This is a genomic window from Streptomyces calvus (genome assembly GCF_006782915.1).
GTDB classification, from domain to species: domain Bacteria; phylum Actinomycetota; class Actinomycetes; order Streptomycetales; family Streptomycetaceae; genus Streptomyces; species Streptomyces calvus.
The window spans coordinates 41280-62686 of record NZ_VCNP01000047.1; the positions used below are offsets into that span (position 1 = coordinate 41280).

Genomic DNA, 21407 nt, shown 5'->3' on the forward strand with positions numbered 1-21407 from the left:
CATGGCGGACATCACACGCGAGATCGAGCGAAAGTACGAGTCCGACGACAGCGGACTGCCCGACCTGACCCACGTCCCCGGCGTCGCATCGGTCCTCGACAAGGGCGTCGCCCACCTGGACGCCACCTACCACGACACCGCCGACGAACGCCTCGCCGCGGCCTCCGTCACCCTGCGCCGCCGCACCGGCGGATCCGACGCCGGCTGGCACCTGAAGTTCCCCGTCGCTCCCTCGGTGCGCGACGAGATCCGCGCCCCGCTCTCCGACACGCTGCCCGACGAGCTGGCCGCCCTCGTCCGCTCCCGCGTCCGCGACGGCGAACTGCTGCCCCTCGTCCGGCTCCGCTCCGACCGTGAGGTGCGCCACCTGGTCGACGCCGACGGCCGACTGCTCGCCGAGGTCAGCGTCGACACCGTCCACGCCGAACGCCTCACCGGCACCGGCGGCACCGCCCAGTGGACCGAGATCGAGGTCGAACTCGCCGACGGCGGCGACCCCGCCTTCCTCGACACGGTGGACACCCGCCTGCGCAAGGCCGGCGTGCGCCCCTCCACGTCGTCCTCCAAGCTGGCCAGGGCCCTCGCCGAGACGGCCCCGCCCGGCCGCACCGCCCGCGCCCGCAAGGACCGCGCCCCCGTCACCGCCGGCGACCACGTCCTGGCGTACGTCCGCGAGCAGCGCGACGCCCTCGTCGCGCTCGACCCCGCCGTCCGCCAGGACGCACCCGACTCCGTGCACCGCATGCGCGTCGCCACCCGCCGTCTGCGCAGCACCTTCCGCACCTTCGCCGGCGTCCTCGGCCGCGAGGCGACCGACCCGATCGCCACCGACCTGAAGTGGCTGGCCGGCGAACTGGGCCTGGACCGCGACCAGGAAGTCCTCGCCGAACGCCTCCGGTCAGCCCTGGACGACCTGCCCGCCGCCCTCGTCCACGGCCCCGTCGCCGACCGGCTCGCCGCCTGGTCCGCGACCGCGCACCGCGGCGCCCGCAACCGGCTCACCGGCGTCCTCGACTCCCGCCGCTACCTCACCCTGCTCGACACCCTCGACGCCGTCCTCGCCGACCCGCCGCTGCGCGGGAAGGCCGGTCACGCGCCCGGCAAACCGCTCGCCAAGGCCGTACGCAAGGACTTCGGCACACTCTCCGGACTCGTCGGCCGGGCCCTGGACCTCCCGCCCGGCGAGGACCGCGACGTCGCCCTGCACGAGGCCCGCAAGAAGACCAAGCGCACCCGGTACGCGGCCGAGGCCGCCACCCCGGCGCTCGGCGCGCCCGCCAAGAAGCTGGTGAAGTCCATGAAGACGCTCCAGGGCCTGCTCGGCGACCACCAGGACAGCGTCATGGCCCGCCGCACCCTGCGCGAGCTGGCCGCCGTCGCCCACGCCGCCGGCGAGAGCACCTTCACCTACGGCGTCCTCCACGCCCGCGAGGAACGCCGCGCCGAGCTCGCCGAGGCGGCCCTCCCCGAGGCCTGGAACTCGATCACCGAGAACACCGCCCTGTGACCGCCGGCCCGGCGGCCGTCGATCGGCGTACGGGGAACCCGCCCGGCCGCGTTAGTCTGGATGGTCACCCGCCCCCAGCCATCGGCCGGGGGGACCCCAGTCAGCACACGAAGGTCGCGAGATGCCTGCCGAAGCCGCCGAGTCTGTGAAGTCTGTGTTTCCGCAGCTCGAAGCTCTGCTCCCGCATGTGCAGAAGCCGATCCAGTACGTCGGCGGAGAGCTCAACTCCACGGTCAAGCCGTGGGACAGCTGCGACGTCCGCTGGGCGCTCATGTACCCCGACGCCTACGAGGTCGGACTGCCCAACCAGGGCGTCATGATCCTCTACGAGGTGCTCAACGAGCAGGAGGGCGTTCTCGCCGAGCGCACCTACAGCGTCTGGCCGGACCTCGAGGCGCTGATGCGGGAGCACGGCGTCCCGCAGTTCACGGTCGACAGCCACCGCCCGGTGAAGGCCTTCGACGTGTTCGGCCTGAGCTTCTCCACCGAGCTGGGCTACACCAACATGCTCACCGCCCTGGACCTCGCCGGCATCCCGCTGGAGGCCAAGGACCGCGGCCTCGACGACCCGATCGTCATGGCCGGCGGCCACGCCGCCTTCAACCCCGAGCCGATCGCCGACTTCATCGACTGCGCGGTCATCGGCGACGGCGAGCAGGCGGTCCTGGAGGTCACCCGGATCATCCGCGCCTGGAAGGAGGCCGGCCGTCCCGGCGGCCGCGAGGAACTCCTCCTGCGCCTGGCGAAGACCGGCGGCGTGTACGTCCCCGGCTTCTACGACGTCGAGTACCTCCCCGACGGCCGTATCGCCCGTGTCGTACCGAACCGCTCGGGCGTGCCGTGGCGCGTCTCCAAGCACACGGTGATGGACCTCGACGAGTGGCCCTACCCCAAGCAGCCCCTCGTCCCGCTCGCCGAGACCGTCCACGAGCGCATGTCGGTGGAGATCTTCCGCGGCTGCACCCGCGGCTGCCGCTTCTGCCAGGCAGGCATGATCACCCGCCCGGTGCGCGAGCGTTCGATCACCGGCATCGGCGAGATGGTCGACAAGGGCCTGAAGGCGACCGGCTTCGAGGAGGTCGGCCTGCTCTCCCTGTCCTCCGCCGACCACTCGGAGATCGGCGACATCGCCAAGGGCCTCGCCGACCGCTACGAGGACGACAAGATCGGCCTGTCCCTGCCCTCCACCCGCGTCGACGCCTTCAACATCGACCTGGCGAACGAGCTGACCCGCAACGGCCGCCGCTCGGGCCTGACCTTCGCCCCCGAGGGCGGCTCCGAGCGCATCCGCAAGGTCATCAACAAGATGGTCTCCGAGGACGACCTCATCCGGACCGTCGCCACCGCCTACGGCAACGGCTGGCGCCAGGTGAAGCTGTACTTCATGTGCGGCCTGCCCACCGAGACCGACGACGACGTCCTGCAGATCGCCGACATGGCCACCCGTGTGATCGCCAAGGGCCGCGAGGTCTCCGGCTCCAACGACATCCGCTGCACGGTCTCCATCGGCGGCTTCGTCCCCAAGCCGCACACCCCGTTCCAGTGGGCCCCGCAGCTGTCGGCCGAGCAGACGGACGAGCGCCTCGCCAAGCTCCGCGACAAGATCCGCGGCGACAAGAAGTACGGCCGTTCCATCGGCTTCCGCTACCACGACGGCAAGCCCGGCATCGTCGAGGGCCTGCTCTCCCGCGGCGACCGCCGCATCGGCGCGGTCATCCGCGCGGTCTACGAGGACGGCGGCCGCTTCGACGGCTGGCGCGAGCACTTCTCCTACGACCGCTGGATGGACTGCGCCGACAAGGCCCTCGCGCAGTTCGGCGTCGACGTCGACTGGTACACCACCCGCGAGCGCACCTACGAGGAGGTCCTGCCCTGGGACCACCTCGACTCGGGCCTCGACAAGGACTGGCTGTGGGAGGACTGGCAGGACGCCCTCGACGAGACCGAGGTCGAGGACTGCCGCTGGACCCCGTGCTTCGACTGCGGGGTGTGCCCGCAGATGGACACGAGCATCCAGATCGGCCCCACCGGCAAGAAGCTGCTGCCGCTGACGGTCACCAACGCGGCACCGGCGCCGGGCGGGCACACGCACTGACGCGCGGGCCACGCTGCAGCCGCCGGGCGACATCGGTCGCCCGGCGGCTGCCGTGCGTGACGGCCGGGTGCGGGGCCCGGAGCCGGGTTCAGCGGAGCAGCGCGCCGCGCAGGGTGATGCCGTACCGCGTGCGCAGCCGTCGCAGTTCCCACAGCGCCAGGGCCGTGACGGACAGCGGACCTCCCAGGGTGAGGACCATCCGCACCGCGAACGGCACGGTGTCGTACGCGCCCCGGAACACGTCGAAGAGGGCGACCTCCCACACGAGCAGCGTCGCGAGCAGCGGCGGAACGGTCTCGTGGAGGTCCGCCGTCCGGAAGACGTGCACGAGTGACTGGACGATGCCGTAGAGCGCGAAGGGCGCCAGCCACAGCAGGAAGGCGCCGATGGCGAACAGCAGCAGCACCCGACCCGCCGACGCGGTCCAGTCGGTGTTCTCGTCCACGTAGCCCAGGCCCACGACCAGTCTCGGTGCGGCGAGCGTGACGAACAGGGCGAGCAGCGCTCCGGCGGGTTTGCCCGCGCGGCGCAGAAACAGGCGCCGGTTGGGCGGGCGGGCCGCCGCGATGAAGACGGTCACGGCGACCGGGAAGGTGATCGCCAGCGCGATGAGGCTGGTGCGGATCTGGTCGAAGCGGTCGTCCCGTACGGCGTCGGCGTCCGGCGCCAGCCCGTAGGACAACAGCATCCATGTGACGGCGGCCAGGCCGACGACCGTGCGGAAGATCTGCGCGCGTCTGACCACCGGATCGTCCACGCGGTCCGGCCGGGACGGCGTGAACACCGCCCGCGCCACGGCGATCGGATTCAACAGCCTTCCGAACGTCAGCCGGCGCACCGCCGGCCGCCCCCCGCCGTACGGATTCCACGGCGTCCCGCCCCCGCTCATCCCCGCCCCCTCCCTGTCGCCGTACCCGAAGTCATCGAGGAGACTACGCAGCTCGCGGTGGGTTGAACCGCCTCGTTCCGCTGCAGTTCCGTCCCGGTCGCGGGTCCACGGCGAAGCGGCCCCACCGACGGTGGGGCCGCTTCCGGGGTTCGGGTCTCAGGGGAGGTCGCGCCGGTACGGGCGTACGCGGTGGCGGGGCGGGGCCGTGCGGCGGGGTGGGCGGGTCAGGGTGATCTGGCGGACGAGCTGCTGGAAGCAGGCCAGGGCGGCGACTCCGGGGAGGGCCGCGGCGGCCGTGTCGGTGACGGTCCGGGGGGCCTGGGCCACGCAGAGCATGACCGCGACGGACGAGAAGAGCAGGACGACGAACCAGGAGTGCAGGGCGCGTCGTTGGTGCAGGGCCGCGCGGAGGATGGACAGCGAGCCGGCCAGCCAGGGGCCGTAGACCAGGACGGGCCACCAGGCGGAGGAACTGCCGCTGCTGTGGGCCGTGGTGACCAGGAGCAGCGGTTCGTAGGTGACCACGCCGCTGAAGACGCTCACCATCGACACGGTGACCGCGGCCAGGGCGGCGATGACGTAGCTGGCGATGCGCAGGGCGTCGGGGCGTTTGCGCGGGTTGTGTTTCCGGTGGCCTCGCGGGGTCGCGCGCAGCGGTGGCAGTTCCGCGGTGATCTCCTGCAGGTTGCCCATGGGGCTGCCGGCCGGGGGCGCGGTGACGGAGGACTCCTCGCGCGGGTTCGGGACGGTTCTGCCGTACTCGTCGCTGCGGGCCTCCTGGAGGAGGTAGGCGAGTTCCTCGGCGGGGTCCCAGGGCGGGACGGCCGGTTCCATGGGGTCCGTGTAGACGGCTCCGGCCCGGTGCCGGCCGGTGCCTGCGCCGTCGAACGGGGCCGAGCCGTCGGCGCCGTACCGGAGTGGGTCGTAGCGTTCATCATTCATGTCAGGAGTGATTCATCGGGTCGGCGTACGGATCACCCAAGTGCGGTGGTCTGATGGGCAGTTGGAGCGTCCCTGACCTGCGTCCCTTCGTCATATAGCGACTAACGGCGGGTGTTTCACTTGGATGCGTGGCAAATGAGTGAACGGCCGTGGAGAAAAGCGCTTCATAGAAATTCTCGGAATTCGGTTCTTTATATCGGTGTTCAGCATATGAAGGGTGCGGTCCGTGGGCCGGGGATCCGGAGGGGGCCGTTCGCGCGTCCTGGTCGGTATGGAACTGGAGAAGTCGCCGGCGCCGGCGCGTGAGGGCTGTCTCGTCGTGGCGGTCCGCATCCCGGTGCGGATCGTGGTGCTCGTGCTGGTCGTGCCCGTGCGGATGGTGTGGGACGCGCTCGTCGTCACGGGACGGTTTCTGAACCACACGGTCCTCCGGCCGCTGGGGCGGGCGCTGCTGTGGGTGGGCCGGGCGGTGTTCGTGTGGCCGTTCGTGGGGCTGTGGCGGTATGTGCTCGTCCCGCTCGGCAAGGCGCTGCTCTGGCTCGGGAACGTGCTGCTGGTCCTTCCCGCCCTCGCCTTCTACCGATATGTACTGTGACCCCCCTTGGTCATGCGCTCGGCTGGCTGTACGCGCGTGTGCTGACCCCGGTCGGACACCTGCTCGCCGCGATCGGCGCCGCGCTGTGGACGGGACTGGTGTGGCTGGGGCGGTACCTGGTCGTCCTGCCCTCGGCCTGGCTGTACCGGTGGGTGCTCACGCCGCTGGGGCACGCCCTCGTGCGGTGCGGCCGAGCGCTGCTGTGGTGCGGCAAGGGGCTGGTGTGGCTGGTGAACACGATCGTCACCGGGATCGGCATGGTCCTGTACTGGACCGTGCGGATCCTGCTGGTGCTGCCCGCGCTCACGGTGTGGCGCCGGGTCCTGGTGCCCGTCGGGCGGGTGCTCGCCGTCGTCGCCCGGGAGGTCGGGGCCGCCCTCGGGCACGCCTGGCGGGTCGCCGGGCACGTCTCGCTCGCGGTCGGGCGGTTCCTGGCGGCGGTGTTCCGGTGGGTCTTCGTGGAGCCGGTGCGGTGGGTGTACCGGAGTGTGCTCACGCCCGTGGGTCACGCGGTGCGCGCCGCCGTGCTGCGGCCGGCCGCCGCGGCCGCGCGTGCGGTGGGGCGGGCCGGCCGGCAGGCCCTGGCCGCCGCCCGCGCCTCGGTCCGGCAGGCCCGCGCCGACATCCGCCGGACACTGTTCGGCGAACCGGCCGGAACACCGAAGGAACCGCAGCTCACGCACCGGCGGGAACCTACCGGCGGAGAGACACGTACTCTTGGTAGCAGTACGACCGCTCTCACGAAGGACTGAACGACACTGGGCAAGCGACAGCCCGAAGGCCCGCCGCCCGCACCCGCGGTGCAGCGCATCCGACTGCGCTACACCAAGCGCGGCCGCCTCCGGTTCACCAGCCACCGTGACTTCCAGCGCGCCTTCGAGCGTGCGTTGCGCCGTGCCGAGGTGCCGATGGCGTACTCGGCGGGGTTCACGCCGCACCCGAAGGTGTCGTACGCCAATGCCGCACCCACCGGCACGGGCAGTGAGGCGGAGTACCTGGAGATCGCGCTCACCGAGCCGCGTGATCCGGAGCAGCTGCGTGTGCTCCTCGACGAGTCGCTGCCCGCCGGGCTCGACATCGTCGAGGCGGTCGAGGCCCGGACCTCCGGACTCGCCGACCGGCTGACGGCCTCCGTGTGGGAGCTGCGGCTGGACGGCGTGGACCCGGCCGACGCGCGCCGCGCGGTCGAGGCGTTCAACGGCGCCGAGACCGTCGAGGTGCAGCGCCTGACCAAGAACGGCGTCCGTACCTTCGACGCCCGGTCCGCGGTCGCGAGCCTGGAGAGCGGTGAAACACACAGTTCCCCGGCTGATAGGCCGACCGACCAGCCCTGTGCGATACTGCGGCTGGTTGTTCGGCACGTGACGCCTGCCGTACGACCCGACGACGTCCTGTCCGGTCTCCGCGCCGTGGCCGACCTGGCGCCGCCGGTCCCCGCAGCGGTGACCAGGCTGGCGCAGGGGCTGTTCGATGAAGAGACCGGCACGGTGACCGACCCGCTCGCGCCCGACCGCGAGGCAGCAGCGACCGAGCCGCAACCGGCCGGCGCCACTGCCACCGCGACGGCGCCGGCGTAAGGAAGGTCCCGCGTAGGGACGGACGTCGTAAGCGCCGCCCTCGAACTCGGGAGCCACCTGGGTCGGGCAGCGCACCGACCAGAAGACTTTCGCCAGGCCGTACGCATTCGGCGTACGGAACCGGCGAGACAGGACACAGAGAGCTCCCGTGCGGCGCCCGCGCCCCGGACGGCGGCACACGCGCATCGCGCGAGCCGCGGACGTCACCGGCAACGCCGGACCGGGTGCGGCGCCCGGGAGCCTGACGGGAGAAACGCCCGCATGCTCGAACCGATCGAGCCCACCGAGGGCTCCGAACCGAACACCCCCAGCGACACCCTGCCGCCGCGCAGGCGGCGCCGTGCCGCGTCCCGCCCGGCGGGCCCGCCCGCCGCCGCGGCCGACACGACGGCCGAGACCGTCGCACCGGCCATACCGGCCGCCGGGGCCGCCGACCTCACCGAGGCCGTCGACCCCGCCGAGGACCCCGAGCTCGTCGAGCCCGAGGGAGCCGACGCGGAGACCGACGCCGAGGCCGACGTCACGGCCGAGGCGGACAAGGAGACCGAGGCCGCTCAGGCTGCGCCCGCCGCGCCCCGCCGCCGTCGGGTGGTCCGCCGTGCGGCCGCGCCCGCCGGGGCTCCGGCATCGGCGGAGGCCGCCGAGACCGTCGTACCGGTGACGCAGTCCGCGCCCGAAACGACTCCGGCGCCCGAGCCGGCCCCGGTCGCCGCCGACACCTCCGAGGACGCCGCTCCGCGGCGTGCCCGCCGCCGCGCGACGCGCAGCGTGACCTCGCCGACGGCGCCCGCCGCCGCAACCGCGGACACCGCCGCCGCCGAGACCGCGGCAGCCCCGGAGCGCACCGCCGCCACCGAGACGCCCGCGGTCACCGAGAGCCCCGCGACCTCCGAGGCCGCCGGGGTCGCCGAGGCGGCCGAAGAGGCCGCTCCGCGCCGTACCCGGCGTCGTGCCTCGCGCCGCGCCTCCGCGCCCGCCGAGGTGCCGGCCGAGGCCGCGACCTCCGCCGAGTCCGCGCCCGAGCCCGCGCAGACCCCCGCGGCCGAGACCCCTGCCGAAACCACGGGAACCCCCGAGGCTCCCGAGGCCCCCGTCGCGGAGCCCGCCGCGCAGGCGTCCGAGCGTGCCGGTGCACCCGCCGAGGACGCCGCTCCGCGCCGTCGTCGCCGGGTGGTCCGCAAGGCCGCCGCCGGTTTCGCCGAGCCCGCGCGTCCCGCCCGGGCCGCCGCCGGGACCGCCGAGCCCGCCGAGGCCGAGTCTCCGCGGCGGCGCCCCGCGCGTCCGGCCGTGGCCGTGTTCCAGCCGCCGGTGTTCACCGAGCCCCGCTTCCAGACCCCGGAGCGCGCCGCCGCCGAAGCGGCCGCCGAGGTCGCCGAACCGGCGGAGCCGGAGGAGCCGGAGGAGACCCGGGAACTGCCCGAGGAGCAGCCCGCCGCCTCCCGCCGCCGTCGCCGGCGCCGGGGTGCGGGCGACGAGGCCGAGGCCGCGCCCGCCGCCGAGGCCGCGCCCGCCGCCGAGGCCGCGCCGCAGGCCCGTGACGAGGACGAGGCGGAGGAGGCCGACGAGCAGGCCGAGGACCACGCCGACGCCGAGGACCAGGACGAGAACGAGTCGGCAGGTTCGCGCCGTCGCCGCCGTCGCGGTGGCCGTCGCCGCCGCCGTGGCGAGTCCGCCGAGACCGACACCGAGTCCGGTGACACCGACACCGAGCGGGTCTCCGCCGACCAGGCGTCCCAGGACGCCGAGGACACCGCCGAGCAGGTCGAGGAGGACGCCGAGGAGGCGGCCGAGTCGGCCGAGGACCACGACGAGTCCGGCGCCGGGTCCACCAGCAGCCGCCGCCGTCGCCGTCGTCGTCGCCGCGCCGGTGACAGCGGTGGCGAGGCCGAGCCCGCCGCCGACGACCCGGAGCGCACCGTCGTCAAGGTGCGCGAGCCGCGCAAGGCAGCCGAGCCGTCGGACGAGGTGCAGTCCATCAAGGGCTCCACGCGTCTGGAGGCCAAGAAGCAGCGCCGCCGCGAGGGCCGCGAGCAGGGCCGCCGCCGGGTGCCGATCATCACCGAGGCCGAGTTCCTGGCCCGCCGCGAGGCCGTCGAGCGCGTCATGGTGGTCCGCCAGCACGGCGACCGCACGCAGATCGGCGTCCTGGAGGACGGCGTGCTCGTCGAGCACTACGTCAACAAGGAGCAGGCCACCTCGTACGTCGGCAACGTGTACCTGGGCAAGGTGCAGAACGTGCTGCCGTCGATGGAGGCCGCCTTCATCGACATCGGCAAGGGCCGCAACGCCGTGCTGTACGCGGGCGAGGTCAACTTCGAGGCGCTCGGCATGTCCGGCGGGCCGCGCCGTATCGAGTCCGCCCTCAAGTCCGGCCAGTCCGTCCTCGTCCAGGTGACGAAGGACCCGATCGGCCACAAGGGCGCCCGCCTCACCAGCCAGGTCTCCCTCCCGGGCCGCTACCTCGTGTACGTCCCCGAGGGCTCGATGACCGGCATCAGCCGCAAGCTGCCCGACACCGAGCGGGCCCGGCTGAAGACCATCCTCAAGAAGGTCGTCCCCGAGGACGCGGGCGTCATCGTGCGCACCGCCGCCGAGGGAGCGAGCGAGGAGGAGCTGCGCCGCGACGTCGAGCGGCTCCAGGCGCAGTGGGAGGAGATCAAGAAGAAGTCCAAGAACGGCGGCAGCGCGCCGACGCTGCTGTACGGCGAGCCGGACATGACCGTCCGGGTCGTGCGGGACATCTTCAACGAGGACTTCACCAAGGTCGTCGTCAGCGGTGACGACGCCTGGGAGACCATCCACGGCTACGTCGCCCACGTGGCGCCGGACCTGGCGGACCGGCTGCAGCGCTGGACCAGCGAGGTCGACGTCTTCGCCACGTACCGGATCGACGAGCAGCTCGCCAAGGCGCTGGACCGCAAGGTGTGGTTGCCCAGCGGCGGTTCGCTGGTGATCGACCGGACCGAGGCGATGGTCGTCATCGACGTCAACACCGGCAAGTTCACCGGTCAGGGCGGCAACCTCGAGGAGACCGTCACCAGGAACAACCTGGAGGCGGCCGAGGAGATCGTGCGTCAGCTCAGGCTGCGCGACCTCGGCGGCATCATCGTGATCGACTTCATCGACATGGTGCTGGAGTCCAACCGGGACCTGGTGCTGCGGCGCCTGCTGGAGTGCCTGGGCCGGGACCGTACGAAGCACCAGGTCGCCGAGGTGACCTCGCTGGGCCTGGTCCAGATGACCCGCAAGCGGGTCGGCCAGGGCCTGCTGGAGTCGTTCTCGGAGACCTGCGTCCACTGCAACGGGCGCGGTGTCATCGTCCACCTCGACCAGCCCGCGGCCGCGGGCGGCGGCAAGCGCCGCAAGCGGGCCCGTGCCGGTGCGGCCGAGCAGCCGCACGAGCACGAGACCGCCGCGAGCGTCGAGACGGCCGAGCAGGAGGCGGAGGCGGAGACGGCGGCCGAGGTCGCCGCCGAGGCCGCCGAGCCGGTCGCGCTGCCCGCCCCGGAGTTCACGCCGGACGAGGAGCTGTACAGCAGCGCCGCCGAGGCGGAGGCCGCGGCCACCCGTGGGCGTACGCGCCGCCGGGCGAGCCGACGGGTGTCGTCCCCGGCGGGCGCGCCGAAGCGGGAGACCGCCGGCGCCGACCGGCAGCGTGCCGAGGAGTCCGGGAAGGCGGTGGCCGAGGCCCCGACCGCCCAGGACGTGACGGTCGCCGAGGAGGCCGCCCGTCCGGTGCAGCCGGAGTCGGCCGCCGAGGCGCTCGCCGAGCCCGCCGCCGTCGAGGACGCCGTGGTTCCGCCGGCCGCCGAGGAGGCCGCGCCCAAGGGCCGTACCCGTCGCCGGGCCACCCGCAAGGTGTCCGCGCCGGCCGGTTCCCCGGCGGGTGCCGAGGCCGCGGTGGTCACGGTCGCCGAGTCCGCGGCCGCCGAGGTGACGGAGCCGGCGCCCGCGCAGGCCCCGTCCGAGGCGCCCGCCGAGGCGGAGGCCCCGGCCCGCCCGCGCCGCCGTGCGGTGCGCAAGCCGACCACCTCCACCGCGTCCGAGGAGACGGCCGTCGTGGTCCTCCCGTCGGCCCCGGCGGAGGAGAGCGCGCCCGCTGCCGAGACCGCGGAGTCCGCCGGGGCCGCAGAGCCCGCGGAGGCACCCGCCGCCGCGCAGGAAGCCGCTCCGGCCAAGAAGGCCGCCCGCAAGGCGGCCAAGAAGGCCACGGTGAAGAAGGCCGCCGCGAAGAAGACCACGGCGAAGACTGCGACGGCGAAGAAGACCGCCGCCAAGAAGACGACGGCCAAGAAGACGGCGGCGAAGACCACCAAGTCGGCCGCCAAGAAGACGACCGCGAAGAAGGCGGCGTCGAAGAAGACCGTGGCCGCGGCCGAGCAGCCGTCGCCGTCGGTCACGGCCGTGACCGACGAGGGCTGAGCGGCCGTCCAGCCTGTGTGGTCCTGTCCGCCCGGACAGGACCACACCCTTTTTCCGCGAGCAGACGTCCACCCCCGCGTGGACGTGCCCGCCCGACAGTTCTGCCGCCGAGATGACACCATCCCCGACTCGGTCGGACCCGGGGAACGTAAGGAGAACAACCGCGATGATAGGCCTCGTGCTTGCGGCCGGCGCCGGACGGCGTCTGCGCCCCTACACCGATACGCTCCCCAAGGCGCTGGTGCCGGTCGGGCCTTCGGGTACGGAGGGCGACCCCGACGCGGTGACGGTCCTGGACCTGACGCTCGGCAACTTCGCGGAGGTCGGTCTGACCGAGGTCGCGGTCATCGTCGGGTACCGCAAGGAGGCCGTGTACGAGCGCAGGGCGGCGCTGGAGCAGAAGTACGGCCTGAAGCTGACGCTGATCGACAACGACAAGGCCGAGGAGTGGAACAACGCCTACTCCCTGTGGTGCGGCCGGGACGCGCTGAAGGACGGGGTGATCCTGGCCAACGGTGACACCGTGCACCCGGTCTCCGTGGAGAAGACGCTGCTGGCGGCGCGGGGCGGCGACAAGAAGATCATTCTGGCGCTGGACACGGTGAAGCGGCTGGCCGACGAGGAGATGAAGGTCGTCGTGGATCCCGAGAAGGGGATGCGGCGGATCACCAAGCTGATGGATCCGGCGGAGGCGACCGGTGAGTACATCGGTGTGACGCTGATCGAGGGCGATGCGGCGCAGGAGCTGGCGGACGCGCTGCGGGCGACGTTCGAGCGGGATCCGCAGCTGTACTACGAGGACGGTTACCAGGAGCTGGTGAACCGGGGCTTCCGGATCGATGTGGCGCCGATCGGTGACGTCCCGTGGGTCGAGATCGACAACCACGACGACCTCGCCCGCGGACGGGAGATCGCGTGCCAGTACTGACCCGGCTCATTCCGTCCCCGGTCGTCGTCGACATCCGCCCGGGTGCCCTCGACGACCTCGCCACCGTCCTCGCCGACCAGCGGATCTCCCAGTCCGGCCGGCTCGCGGTGGCGATCAGCGGCGGCTCCGGGGCGCGGCTGCGCGAGCGGCTCTCCCCGGCGCTGCCGGGCGCCGACTGGTTCGAGGTCGGCGGCGGCACCATCGACGACGCGGTCCGGCTCGCCGACAGGATGAAGTCCGGCCGCTACGACGCGGTCGTGGGCCTCGGCGGCGGCAAGGTCATCGACTGCGCCAAGTACTCCGCGGCGCGCATCGGGCTGCCCATGGTCGCCGTCGCCACCAACCTCTCCCACGACGGCATCTGCTCGCCCGTGTCCATCCTGGACAACGACGCGGGCCGCGGCTCGTACGGCGTGCCCACGCCCATCGCCCTGCTGATCGACCTCGCCGTGATACGCGAGGCGCCGATCCGCTTCGTGCGCTCGGGCATCGGTGACGCGCTGTCCAACATCTCCGCCGTGGCGGACTGGGAGCTGGCCAACCGCGTCAACGGCGAGAAGGTCGACGGCCTCGCCGCCGCCATGGCCCGGCAGGCCGGCGAGGCGGTGCTGCGCCACCCCGGCGGCTGCGGCGACGACGGGTTCCTGACCGTGCTGTCCGAAGGGCTGGTCCTGTCGGGCATCGCCATGTCCATCGCGGGGCACACCCGGCCCTCCTCGGGCGCCTGCCACGAGATCAGCCACGCGCTCGACCTGCTCCACCCGCGGCGGGCGGCGAGCCACGGCGAGCAGGTCGGCATCGGCGCGGCGTTCGCGATGCACCTGCGCGGCGACCACGACAGCTCCCGGCTGATGGCCGACGCGCTCCGCCGGCACGGACTGCCGGTGGTGGCGCAGGAGATCGGCTTCACCGACGACGAGTTCGTCCGGGCCGTGGAGTTCGCCCCGGAGACCAGGCCCGGCCGCTACACGATCCTGGAGCACCTGGCGCTGTCGCCGACGCGGATCAAGGACGCCTACGCGGAGTACGTCGCGTCGGTCGCCGACTGATCCACGCACGCGGGCCGCGGCCCGGTCCACGGGTCCGGTTTGACCCTCGTGGGCCGGGGCCCGTAACCTTGACCGTCGGCGTGTCCATCTGGACTGCCACATCCCCGTAAACCTCTTCCTCCCGGGCGCGGGCCGCGATCGGGAGAGGTCGCCCGCGTGCTTGCGCCGGGTGGCTGGCCTGCGGGGGTGCCGTTCTTCGAGTGAGAGAGTGAGATCCGCGTGTACGCCATCGTGCGCAGCGGTGGCCGCCAGCACAAGGTTGCTGTCGGCGACATCGTCGAGGTTGACAAGATTTCCACCGCCAAGGTCGGCGACACGGTCGAGCTCTCGACCCTGCTCGTGGTCGACGGCGACGCCGTGACCAGCGACCCGTGGGTCCTGGCCGGCATCAAGGTCCAGGCCGAGGTCGTGGACCACCACAAGGGCCAGAAGATCGACATTCTGCGCTACAAGAACAAGACCGGCTACCGCCGTCGTCAGGGCCACCGCCAGCAGTACACGGCGATCAAGGTCACTGAGATCCCCGCGGCTGCGAAGTAAGGGACTGAGGAGAGATGGCACACAAGAAGGGCGCATCGTCCACCCGTAACGGTCGTGACTCCAACGCTCAGCGCCTCGGCGTGAAGCGCTTCGGCGGTCAGGTCGTCAACGCCGGTGAGATCCTGGTCCGCCAGCGCGGCACCCACTTCCACCCGGGCGCCGGTGTCGGTCGCGGCGGCGACGACACCCTGTTCGCGCTGCAGGCCGGTTCGGTGCAGTTCGGCACCAGCCGTGGCCGCAAGGTCGTGAACATCGTTCCGGTCGCCTGATCCAGGCCGACCAGCGAACCTTTCGCGAGGCGGACCTCACTTCCCCGGTGGGAAGGCGGGTCCGCCTTTCGCGTGTTACACCCACAACAGATCCGTACGTTCTCGCAGTGCTGGAGGCACCCCCCATGACCACCTTCGTGGACCGCGTCGAACTGCATGTCGCCGCGGGTAACGGAGGCCACGGCTGCGCCTCCGTCCACCGTGAGAAGTTCAAGCCGCTCGGCGGGCCCGACGGCGGGAACGGCGGCCGCGGCGGCGACGTCATCCTCACCGTCGACCAGTCCGTGACGACCCTCCTGGACTACCACCACTCCCCGCACCGCAAGGCCACCAACGGCAAGCCCGGCGAGGGCGGCAACCGCAGCGGCAAGGACGGACAGGACCTGGTCCTGCCCGTGCCGGACGGCACCGTCGTGCTGGACAAGGCGGGCAACGTCCTCGCGGACCTGGTGGGACACGGCACCTCCTACGTCGCCGCCCAGGGCGGCCGCGGCGGGCTCGGCAACGCGGCCCTGGCCTCCGCGCGCCGCAAGGCGCCCGGGTTCGCGCTGCTCGGCGAGCCGGGTGACCTCAGGGACGTCGTCCTGGAGCTCAAGACCGTCGCCGACGTGGCGCTCGTCGGATACCCCAGCGCCGGCAAGTCGTCGCTGATCTCCGTGCTGAGCGCCGCCAAGCCGAAGATCGCCGACTACCCCTTCACCACCCTCGTGCCGAACCTCGGTGTCGTCACCGCCGGTTCGACCGTCTACACCATCGCCGACGTGCCCGGCCTGATCCCCGGCGCCAGCCAGGGCAAGGGCCTCGGCCTGGAGTTCCTGCGGCACGTGGAGCGGTGCAGCGTGCTCGTGCACGTGCTGGACACCGCCACCCTGGAGTCCGACCGCGACCCCCTCTCCGACCTCGACACCATCGAGGAGGAACTGCGGCAGTACGGCGGCCTCGACAACCGTCCCCGCATCGTCGTCCTCAACAAGGTCGACGTGCCGGACGGCAAGGACCTCGCCGACATGGTCCGCCCCGACCTTCAGGCGCGCGGCTACCGCGTCTTCGAGGTGTCGGCCGTCGCCCACATCGGCCTGCGGGAGCTGTCGTTCGCGCTCGCCGAGCTGGTGGCGCAGGCACGCGCCGCCAAGCCGAAGGAAGAGGCCACGCGCATCGTCATCCGGCCGAAGGCCGTGGACGACGCCGGCTTCACCGTCACCCGCGAGGACACCGGCGGGGAGCCGCTGTTCCGGGTGCGCGGCGAGAAGCCCGAGCGCTGGGTCCGCCAGACCGACTTCAACAACGACGAGGCCGTCGGCTACCTGGCCGACCGGCTCAACCGCCTCGGCGTCGAGGAGCAGTTGATGAAGGCCGGCGCCCGGTCCGGCGACGGCGTGGCCATCGGCCCCGAGGAGAACGCCGTCGTCTTCGACTGGGAGCCCACCGTCACCGCCGGTGCGGAGATGCTCGGCCGCCGCGGCGAGGACCACCGCTTCGAGGCTCCCCGGCCGGCTGCCCAGCGCCGCCGCGACCGGCAGGCCGAGCGGGACGACGCCGAGCAGGAGTACGACGACTTCGAGCCCTTCTAGGACCCGTCTGCCCCGCCGCCCCGTACAACCTGCTGACGCGTCGTCATGTTCCGTGCCCACGGCCGGACATGGCGGCGCGTCGGCCGTTACAGGTTCTTGCGGTGACCGACGGACGACTGATGTTTCCCCCGGCGCAACCGGGAGTTACGGTGGCAGAACTGGCAAGGCCCGGAATGCATCGCATGAAGGGCCTTTTCGAGTTCAGGACGCTACCTGGGGGGGGGGAAGCGCATGGGCATCGAGCCCGCACGGGAGGTCACCGTCTCGGTGATCATCCCGGTGTACAACGCCGCGGACTGTCTCGCGGAATGCCTGCAGTCCGTCGCCGATCAGTCCATCGGCTTCGAGAACGTCGAGATCATCGCCGTGGACGACGGCTCCACGGACGGCAGCGGAGCACTGCTGGACGCCTGGGCGGCACGCCACCCCGGGCGGATCCGGGTGGTGCACCAGGACAACTCCGGGGCGCCGGGCGGGCCCCGCAACCGGGGCATCGACATGGCCGCCGGCGAGTTCCTGTTCTTCGCCGACCCCGACGACTACCTCGGCACCGAGGCACTGGAACGGATGGTCGCCGCCGCCCGGCGCAACGACTCCGACGTGGTCCTCGGACGCATCCGCGGAGTGGGCCGCAAGGCGCCGGTCACACCGTTCCGCCGGAACGTCGAGGGCGGCGACATCTTCACCTGCCGCGCCGTGTGGAGCCTCACCGCGCAGAAGCTGTTCCGGCGCTCCCTGGCCACGGAGCGCGGGCTGCGCTTCGCCGAGGGGCTGCGGCTGGCCGAGGAGCAGATGTTCGTCGTCCCGGCCTGTCTGCACGCCCGGTCGATCTCCGTCGTGGCCGACTACGACTGCTACCACCTGGTCCACCGTGAGGACTTCCCGCACCTGACCCGGCAGGCCCCCGACCCCGAGTCGTTCTACGCCAACGTGCGCGACGTGCTGAACACGGTGGTGGCCCACGTCCCGCCGGGCCGCCGGCGCAACGACCTGCTCTACCGCTGGCTCACCCTGGAGATCCTCGGCCGTTTCCAGGCCGCGTTCACCGAACTGCCGGAGGAGACCCGGCAGGTGCACGTGAGGCTCGCCGGGGAGCTGCTGGAGGCGTTCATGCCGCGGGAGCTGATCGCCGAACTGCCGACGCTGTCGAGGCTGCGGTGCCTGCTGATCTCCCAGGGGCTCGTCGAGGAACTCACCGCCCTGTGCGGTCTGGTGCCCCGGCCCGAGCCCGCCCAGGAGCCGAAGGACACCGCCGGGCCGCCGCCGCCCGTACGACGGGTGCGCACGCGCAGGCGCCTCAAGCGCCGGATCCGCGCGCTGGCCGGTGCGCTGCGTGGCGGAGGAGGACGACCGGGAGACACCGCCTAGGCCGGATGCGGCCCGGGCCCGGTTCCGGTGCCGGAAACGCCGCGTGCCCGGGGGCCGTTCGCCCCCGGGCACGCACGCTTCAGATCCGCGCTCAGATCTCCTTGGCCTGCTCCAGCATACGGTCGACGACGCGCTTGGAGGCCTCACCGTCGTCCAGGTCGCAGAACAGGTGGTGGAACCGCGCGAAGCGCTCCTCGTACTCGGCCGACACCTCGTCGATGTTCCGGATCGCCGTCACCAGCTCCTCGGACGTGGAGATCAGCGGGCCGGGCGAGTCCTTCTCGAAGTCGAAGTAGAACCCGCGCAGCGTGTCCCGGTAGTGCTCCAGGTCGTACGTGAAGAACAGCATCGGGCGCTTGAGGTGGGCGTAGTCGAACATCACCGACGAGTAGTCCGTGATCATCATGTCCGCCGCCAGGTACAGGTCCGCGATGTCCGGGTACTCCGAGGCGTCCCACACGAAACCGTTGCCGGCGCCCGGCACGGCGTCCACCACGTTGGAGTGGCGCCGGATCAGCAGCACATGGTCCTCGCCCAGCCGGCGACGGGCGTCGTCCAGGTCGATCCGCAGGTCGAACAGGTACTGCCCGGCGCTGTGCGACTGGTCGTCCCGCCACGTCGGGGCGTACAGCACGACCTTCTTGCCGCTCGGGATGCCGAGCGTCTTCCGCACCTTCTCCGCGATCTTGTCGCGGTCCGGCGAGTAGAGGTAGTCGTTGCGCGGGTAACCGGCCTCCAGGATCTCCCCGTCGTAGGAGAAGGCCCGCTTGAGGATCGGCGTGGAGAAGCGGTTGGAGGAGACCAGCAGACTCCAGTTCTTCGCCTCCAGCGCCAGACGGTTCTGGTACTCGCGGTCGAAGTACAGCGTCTCGATGTCGTGGCCGATCTTCTTCAGCATCGTGCCGTGCCAGGTCTGCACGATGACCTGACCGGGCCGGCGCTCCACCCACTCGGGCAGGTGCCCGTTGGTGACGATGTAGCGGGAGGTGGCCAGCGCCTCGAACCACTCGCGGCCCCACATGCGCACCTTGTCCGCGGTGGGCGGCAGCACCACCTGGCCGTCGCGCACGGCCCACAGGAACTTCAGGTCGCTGCCCCGGCGCAGCAGTTCCTCGTGCATCGCCCGAGGGCTGTCCGAGTACTGCTTGCCGTTGTAGCTGAGGAAGAACACCTGGTCGCGCAGCGGCTGCTGACGGCCCGGCTGGTACACCTCGCGGCGCAGCTGGAGCTGGCGGTACGGGCCGCGCTCCAGGTCGCTGAGCTCCGAACGGCAGTTCAGCTGCGGGTAGTCGCTCCAGCGGTTCTCGAACCAGTAGCGGCGGCCGCCCAGTTCGGTGTGCAGCGGGAACTGCCGCAGCGCCAGCCGGTCGATGACGAACTGCGCGTCGGGCACGTCCGGGTTCGCCGAGCGCAGCAGCAGGTTCCAGCGGCCCGCCTTCAGCGGCACCTGACCGGAACCGCCCATCACCGACGGGTCGAACGCCACGGAGAACGTGCCGTCCTCCGCCCAGTCGACGGCCGCGGTGCGCTCGTCGTAGCGGTTGGTCGCCTTCAGCACGAGGTCCGCACCGACGAGTTCGCGGCTGCACCGGCCGCGCACCACGATCTTGCCGTCCTCCTGGGCGACGCCCCGGATCACGGCACGGCGCGTGCGACCGGTGATCTTCAGATAGCCGTTGTGGCCGGACGTCAGGGCGATCTCGCGGTGCGCGCCCGCCTCGCCGAAGGAGGCCGGCAGGTCGAAGGAGAGGTCCTCCAACCCTTCCTGGACCACGCTGCTGAACTGGCGCTCCGTGCCGTCCGCGGCGGTGGCCACCAGGACCGTGGACCACCGGCGGCGGTCCGGCTGGGCCTTGTCGTCGACCGTGCTGGTGCTCAGCAGGGCCACGTCCTCCAGCGGCACCCGGGTGCGGAACGTCGCGCCGGCGCCCTCCTGCGCCACCTCCACGGGGTAGGTGCGCACCTCGCCGCTCTTGGTGTGGCTCAGCCGGAAGGTGACCGTCTCACCGGCCTTCAGCGGGACCCGGATGTCACCGCTGACCTCCACCGCGTCGCCGTCCAGCCGGCGTCCGGTGATCAGGGCGCGTACCTTCTCCACGCGCAGCTTCAGCGCGCTGCGCTCGACGGTCGGCAGCAGCCGGAAGTCGTCGTCGAGCCACTGGTAGGGCGGGAAGTTGGCGGCCGAGCCGCCGCGGGTCCAGATGCCGCTGCGCCGGACCAGCCCGGAGGCGTAGACGTTGATGCCGACGTGCCAGAGACCCTCCTGCCAGGTCCCGCCCTTGCGCAGCTTCGCCGGATCGAGGGCCAGCTCCCAGCCCGCCCAGTCGTAGTTGTAGCGCTGCTGGCCGGAGTCGGTGGTGCACTCGGGCCGGTAGATGTTCTTGGCGGGCAGGAAGACGCGTCGGCGGGAGCCGTGGCGCTTGAGCTGGACGATCTTGACGCTGCTCCGCTTCGCCGACACGTCGATCTTGTCGATGTAGGCGTCGCCGGACAGCAGCAGCTTGCCGTCCTGCCAGGTCACCGAGCGCAGCGGGGCGCGCAGGCCCAGGTCGCCGTCGATGCGCAGCGCCGACTTCGGCAGCTCCAGGCCGCTCTCCTCGAGCGTGCGGAAGCTGGCGTACTTGCGGAAGGTGCCGGAGACCTCGATGGGCTCCTTGCGGCGCTGGGAGGCCAGCAGGGCGATCAGCTCCGGCATGGCGTGCTTGCGGACCAGCAGCCACTGCACCCGCAGGTCCGTCGGCAGCGCCATGACGATCTTCGGGTCGACCATGTCCAGGTAGCGGTTGGCGGCTTCCAGGAACGCCTCGTGGAACTCGGCGGTCGCGTCCGGCAGCACCCGCAGGAACAGCCGCAGGTCGTCGCGGAGCACCCGGTCGTCGTACTGGCGCTTGTACTCGGCGAACTCCGGGCCCGTCTGCTGGGAGAGGTAGTCGCTGACCATGCTGACCGCGGTGACGCGGTCGCGGATGGCCTGCGGCTCCTTGCGGCGCTGGGTGATCGACGGCGCGGACTCGCCCTCGCGCAGCCGCCAGAAGTACGTCGGTTCGCCGATGATGTCGACGGCCTCGGCGCGGTAGTGCGCGGGCAGGACGACGGGGATGTCCTCGTGCAGGATGCCCTCGGGGAAGACGAAGCCCTCGCGCTCCCAGAACGTCCGCCGGAAGACCTTGTTGCAGGCGATGCGGTCGGCTATGAGCTTCGGGTTCCTGGATATGTGGGTGCGCCTGCGGGCCTCGCCGGCCAGCATCTTCAGCAGGGGCACCTGCCACGACTTCTCGCCCTTGAGGTGGAAGACGTTGCCGGTGGCGAAGTCCGAGCCGGACTCGTCCAGGCTGGCGATCATCTGCCGGTAGGCGTCCGGCGGGATGACGTCGTCACTGTCGACGAAGGTGAGGAACTCCGCGTCGGCCGACATGTGCGCGATGCCCGTGTTGCGGGCCGCGCCGAGCCCGGCGTTCTCCTTGCGGATGAGCTTGAAGCGCTCGTCGCGGCTCTCGTACGCGGCCGCGATGGACGCGGAGTCGTCGGGGGAGCCGTCGTCGACCATCAGGACCTCCAGGTCCCGGAAGGTCTGCGCGGCGAGGGAGTCAAGACACGCGGGCAGGTAGCGCTCGACGTTGTAGATGGGGACGATGACACTGAGCCGAGGGGCCAT

The 21407-nt window shown here is 72.0% G+C and carries 13 protein-coding genes and 1 pseudogene; 11 read left to right on the top strand and 3 right to left on the bottom strand.

Annotated features, from left to right (window positions below; genetic code table 11):
* Position 1 precedes the first annotated feature (1 nt).
* Positions 2-1507, top strand: coding sequence for a CYTH and CHAD domain-containing protein (locus tag FGW31_RS22985; RefSeq protein ID WP_142195376.1), 1506 nt, complete (start codon positions 2-4; stop codon positions 1505-1507).
* 121 nt (positions 1508-1628) lie between these two features.
* Entirely contained in the window at positions 1629-3602 is a 1974-nt protein-coding gene (locus FGW31_RS22990) for a TIGR03960 family B12-binding radical SAM protein (protein WP_142195377.1), read from the top strand.
* An 88-nt stretch (positions 3603-3690) separates the two neighbouring features.
* On the opposite strand, the gene FGW31_RS22995 is transcribed toward FGW31_RS22990, so the two are convergent.
* Positions 3691-4413, bottom strand: a complete 723-nt coding sequence (locus tag FGW31_RS22995; RefSeq protein ID WP_233452558.1) for a hypothetical protein — start codon at positions 4411-4413, stop codon at positions 3691-3693.
* A 234-nt stretch (positions 4414-4647) separates the two neighbouring features.
* Positions 4648-5433 (bottom strand): DUF2637 domain-containing protein, encoded by a 786-nt coding sequence (locus FGW31_RS23000; protein ID WP_142195378.1) that lies wholly within the window; start codon positions 5431-5433, stop codon positions 4648-4650.
* Positions 5434-5704: 271 nt separating this feature from the next.
* On the opposite strand from FGW31_RS23000, the pseudogene FGW31_RS23005 reads away from it, so the two are divergent.
* The 9 genes and pseudogenes from FGW31_RS23005 to FGW31_RS23045 all read left to right on the top strand — a co-directional run bounded on the left by FGW31_RS23005 (position 5705) and on the right by FGW31_RS23045 (position 17752).
* Positions 5705-6780: pseudogene (locus tag FGW31_RS23005) on the top strand (hypothetical protein).
* Between the two features lie 48 nt (positions 6781-6828).
* Positions 6829-7605, top strand: a complete 777-nt coding sequence (locus FGW31_RS23010) for a TIGR03936 family radical SAM-associated protein (RefSeq protein ID WP_142195379.1) — start codon at positions 6829-6831, stop codon at positions 7603-7605.
* Positions 7606-7866: 261 nt separating this feature from the next.
* Positions 7867-12027, top strand: coding sequence for an Rne/Rng family ribonuclease (locus tag FGW31_RS23015; RefSeq protein WP_142195380.1), 4161 nt, complete (start codon positions 7867-7869; stop codon positions 12025-12027).
* A gap of 166 nt (positions 12028-12193) precedes the next feature.
* Positions 12194-12955 (top strand): phosphocholine cytidylyltransferase family protein, encoded by a 762-nt coding sequence (locus FGW31_RS23020; protein ID WP_142195381.1) that lies wholly within the window; start codon positions 12194-12196, stop codon positions 12953-12955.
* Complete coding sequence (locus tag FGW31_RS23025) at positions 12943-14004, top strand: iron-containing alcohol dehydrogenase family protein (RefSeq protein WP_142195382.1); 1062 nt, start codon at positions 12943-12945, stop codon at positions 14002-14004. Before FGW31_RS23020 ends, FGW31_RS23025 begins: the two co-directional genes overlap by 13 nt.
* Positions 14005-14223: 219 nt before the next feature.
* On the top strand, positions 14224-14544 hold the full coding sequence (gene rplU, locus FGW31_RS23030; protein ID WP_004931419.1) for a 50S ribosomal protein L21: 321 nt from the start codon (positions 14224-14226) through the stop codon (positions 14542-14544).
* A gap of 14 nt (positions 14545-14558) precedes the next feature.
* Positions 14559-14813, top strand: coding sequence for a 50S ribosomal protein L27 (gene rpmA, locus FGW31_RS23035; protein ID WP_006132816.1), 255 nt, complete (start codon positions 14559-14561; stop codon positions 14811-14813).
* A gap of 125 nt (positions 14814-14938) precedes the next feature.
* Positions 14939-16384 (top strand): GTPase ObgE, encoded by a 1446-nt coding sequence (gene obgE / locus FGW31_RS23040; protein WP_142195383.1) that lies wholly within the window; start codon positions 14939-14941, stop codon positions 16382-16384.
* 231 nt (positions 16385-16615) lie between these two features.
* On the top strand, positions 16616-17752 hold the full coding sequence (locus FGW31_RS23045) for a glycosyltransferase family 2 protein (protein ID WP_142195384.1): 1137 nt from the start codon (positions 16616-16618) through the stop codon (positions 17750-17752).
* Positions 17753-17843: 91 nt separating this feature from the next.
* Here FGW31_RS23045 and FGW31_RS23050 read toward each other — a convergent pair whose 3' ends face one another.
* On the bottom strand, positions 17844-21407 hold the full coding sequence (locus FGW31_RS23050; RefSeq protein ID WP_142195385.1) for a bifunctional glycosyltransferase/CDP-glycerol:glycerophosphate glycerophosphotransferase: 3564 nt from the start codon (positions 21405-21407) through the stop codon (positions 17844-17846).